General features: G+C 57.3%; 2 protein-coding genes. Both read left to right on the top strand.

The annotated features are described in order from the left end of the window. Nucleotides 1-174: 174 nt before the first annotated feature. The gene (gene metF, locus ACWKXT_RS24150; protein ID WP_454529345.1) at nucleotides 175-1,062 is read left to right on the top strand and encodes a methylenetetrahydrofolate reductase; all 888 of its coding nucleotides are present in this window, start codon (nucleotides 175-177) and stop codon (nucleotides 1,060-1,062) included. Between the two features lie 146 nt (nucleotides 1,063-1,208). Continuing rightward, nucleotides 1,209-3,389 carry a catalase/peroxidase HPI gene (katG, locus tag ACWKXT_RS24155; RefSeq protein ID WP_454533554.1) on the top strand — a complete coding sequence of 727 codons (2,181 nt, stop codon included), beginning with the start codon at nucleotides 1,209-1,211 and terminating at the stop codon, nucleotides 3,387-3,389. Nucleotides 3,390-3,452 lie beyond the last annotated feature (63 nt).

Consider the following 3,452-nt stretch of genomic DNA (forward strand, 5'->3'; position numbering starts at 1 on the left):
CCTTCTCACCCTCATCCTGAATTTCCCTCATATTCCCTGAGCAAACCTCACCGTTATTGTTGATTATTTCTGTTGACGTCATCCCGCTTTTCCGTCATTTTTACATCTGGACGTCTAAACGTATAGAAGTTCACAACACAACAAACATCGAAACGCGAAAGATAGAGGTAAGGTATGAGCTTTTTTCACGCCAACCAGCGGGAAGCACTGAATCAGAGCCTGGCCGAAGTAAACGGCCAGATTAACGTCTCTTTTGAATTTTTCCCGCCGCGCACCAGTGAAATGGAGCAAACCCTGTGGAGCTCTATCGATCGCCTGAGCAGCCTGAAGCCGAAGTTTGTCTCCGTGACCTACGGCGCCAACTCGGGCGAGCGTGACCGTACGCACAGCATTATTAAAGGCATCAAAGACCGTACCGGTCTGGAAGCAGCGCCGCATCTGACCTGTATCGACGCCACCCGCGATGAGCTGCGCGCCATTGCCCAGGACTACTGGAACAACGGGATTCGCCATATCGTTGCCCTGCGCGGCGACCTGCCGCCGGGAAGCGGCAAGCCGGACATGTACGCTACCGATCTGGTCGCGCTTCTGAAAGATGTTGCCGACTTTGATATCTCCGTGGCCGCCTACCCTGAAGTTCATCCGGAAGCGAAAAGCGCCCAGGCGGATCTGCTTAACCTGAAGCGTAAGGTGGACGCCGGTGCGAACCGCGCCATCACCCAGTTCTTCTTCGACGTGGAAAGCTACCTGCGTTTTCGTGACCGCTGCGTCTCCGCCGGTATCGACGTCGAAATTATCCCGGGCATTCTGCCGGTCTCTAACTTCAAACAGGCGAAGAAATTTGCCGATATGACCAACGTGCGCATTCCGCTGTGGATGTCCAAAATGTACGAAGGGCTGGACGACGACGCGGAAACCCGCAAGCTGGTGGGTGCTAACATCGCGATGGACATGGTGAAGATCTTAAGCCGCGAAGGGGTGAAAGACTTCCACTTCTACACGCTTAACCGCGCGGAGATGAGCTACGCCATTTGTCATACGCTGGGCGTTCGTCCGGCGTAATCAGCAGAAAGCCCTCACAAAGCGAGGGCTTTTTAATCAGATAAAAAGTTAAAAGGTATTAACTATCGAATCTGTGGATTAATTCAACTATATCTTATTGCTGGTGGTGTATATCGTAACGGTAACACTGTAAAGGGAGCATAGCGATGAGCACGTCAGACGAGACCAATAACGCGGCATCCGCCGGCAAATGTCCGTTCCATCAGGGCGGCGTCGATCACAGCGCGGGTGCAGGTACCGGCAGCAAAGATTGGTGGCCTAAACAACTCCGCATCGATCTTCTAAACCAACATTCCAACCGTTCGAACCCGCTGGGTGAAGACTTCGACTACCGCAAAGAATTCAGCAAGCTCGACTATTCCGCCCTCAAGGGCGATCTCAAAGCCCTGTTAACCGACTCTCAACCGTGGTGGCCTGCTGACTGGGGCAGCTACGCGGGTCTGTTTATTCGCATGGCCTGGCACGGTGCCGGTACTTACCGCTCCGTGGACGGACGCGGTGGGGCCGGACGCGGTCAACAGCGCTTTGCGCCGCTGAACTCCTGGCCTGATAACGTCAGCCTGGATAAAGCGCGCCGCCTGCTGTGGCCAATCAAGCAAAAATACGGACAAAAAATTTCCTGGGCCGACCTGTTTATCCTCGCGGGTAACGTGGCGCTGGAAAACTCTGGCTTCCGCACCTTTGGTTTTGGTGCCGGGCGTGAAGACGTCTGGGAACCGGATCTGGACGTGAACTGGGGCGATGAAAAAGCCTGGCTGACCCACCGTGACCCGGAAGCACTGGCGAAGCGCCCGCTGGCGGCCACCGAAATGGGCCTGATTTATGTGAACCCGGAAGGGCCAAACGCCAGCGGTGAACCGCTTTCGGCGGCGGCGGCGATCCGCGCCACCTTTGGCAACATGGGCATGAACGATGAAGAGACCGTCGCGCTGATTGCAGGTGGTCACACGCTCGGTAAAACTCACGGTGCGGGTGAAGCCACGCACGTAGGCACCGATCCGGAAGCCTCGCCGATCGAAGCGCAGGGCCTGGGCTGGGCCAGCACGCACGGCACCGGTATTGGCGCTGACGCCATCACCTCCGGTCTGGAAGTCATCTGGTCGCAAACCCCGACCCAGTGGAGCAACTACTTCTTCGAGAACCTGTTCAAATACGAATGGGTGCAGACCCGCAGCCCGGCAGGCGCGATTCAGTTTGAAGCCGTGGATGCACCGGAAATCATGCCTGACCCGTTCGACCCGTCGAAAAAACGTAAGCCAACCATGCTGGTCACCGACCTGACGCTGCGTTTTGATCCGGAATTCGAGAAAATTTCCCGCCGCTTCCTGAACGATCCGCAGGCTTTCAACGAAGCCTTCGCGCGTGCCTGGTTCAAACTGACCCACCGCGATATGGGGCCGAAATCCCGTTACATTGGCCCGGAAGTGCCGAAAGAAGATCTGATTTGGCAGGATCCGCTGCCGCAGCCGGTTTTCCATCCGACGCAGGAAGACATTGAAAGCCTGAAAGCAGAAATCGCGGCCTCTGGCCTCTCGGTGAGCGAACTGGTTTCCGTTGCCTGGGCGTCTGCATCGACCTTCCGCGGCGGCGACAAGCGCGGTGGCGCTAACGGCGCGCGTCTTGCGCTGGCACCTCAGCGCGACTGGGATGTGAACGCCGCTGCCGTGCGTGCGTTACCGGCTCTGGAAGCTATTCAGCGCACCACTAATAAAGCCTCACTGGCCGATATCATCGTGCTGGCAGGTGTTGTGGGCGTTGAGCAGGCGGCGAAAGCCGCGGGCGTTTACGTCAACGTGCCGTTCACCCCAGGCCGCGTGGATGCGCGTCAGGATCAGACGGATATCGAGATGTTTAACCTGCTCGAACCGATTGCCGACGGTTTCCGCAACTACCGTGCGCAGGTGGATGTGTCCACCACCGAGTCGCTGCTGATCGACAAAGCCCAGCAGCTGACCCTGACCGCGCCGGAACTGACGGTGCTGATCGGCGGTCTGCGCGTACTGGGTGCAAACTTCGATGGCAGCAAAAATGGCGTGTTTACTAACCGCGAGGGCGTGCTGAGCAACGATTTCTTCGTGAACCTGCTGGATATGAACACCCAGTGGAAAGCGGCCGATGATTCAAACGAACTGTTTGCCGGTAGCGATCGCGCCAGCGGGGAAGTGAAATACACCGCCACCCGCGCCGATCTGGTGTTCGGGTCGAACGCTGTCCTGCGCGCGCTGGCCGAAGTTTACGCCAGCAGCGACGCACACGAGAAGTTTGTCCGCGACTTCGTTGCCGCATGGGCGAAGGTGATGGATTTGGATCGGTTTGACCTGCAGTAACCATTGTGCCGGGTGGCGCTAACGCATACCCGGTCTACGGGCAAAAAAATCCCCGCTGATGCG

This window comes from Enterobacter sp. UPMP701, assembly GCF_053709515.1.

Excerpts from the sequence above, each read along its gene's own strand:
- katG (WP_454533554.1), top strand. The coding sequence starts at position 1,209 with ATGAGCACGTCAGACGAGACCAATAACGCGGCATCCGCCGGCAAATGT.
- metF (WP_454529345.1), top strand. The coding sequence starts at position 175 with ATGAGCTTTTTTCACGCCAACCAGCGGGAAGCACTGAATCAGAGCCTG.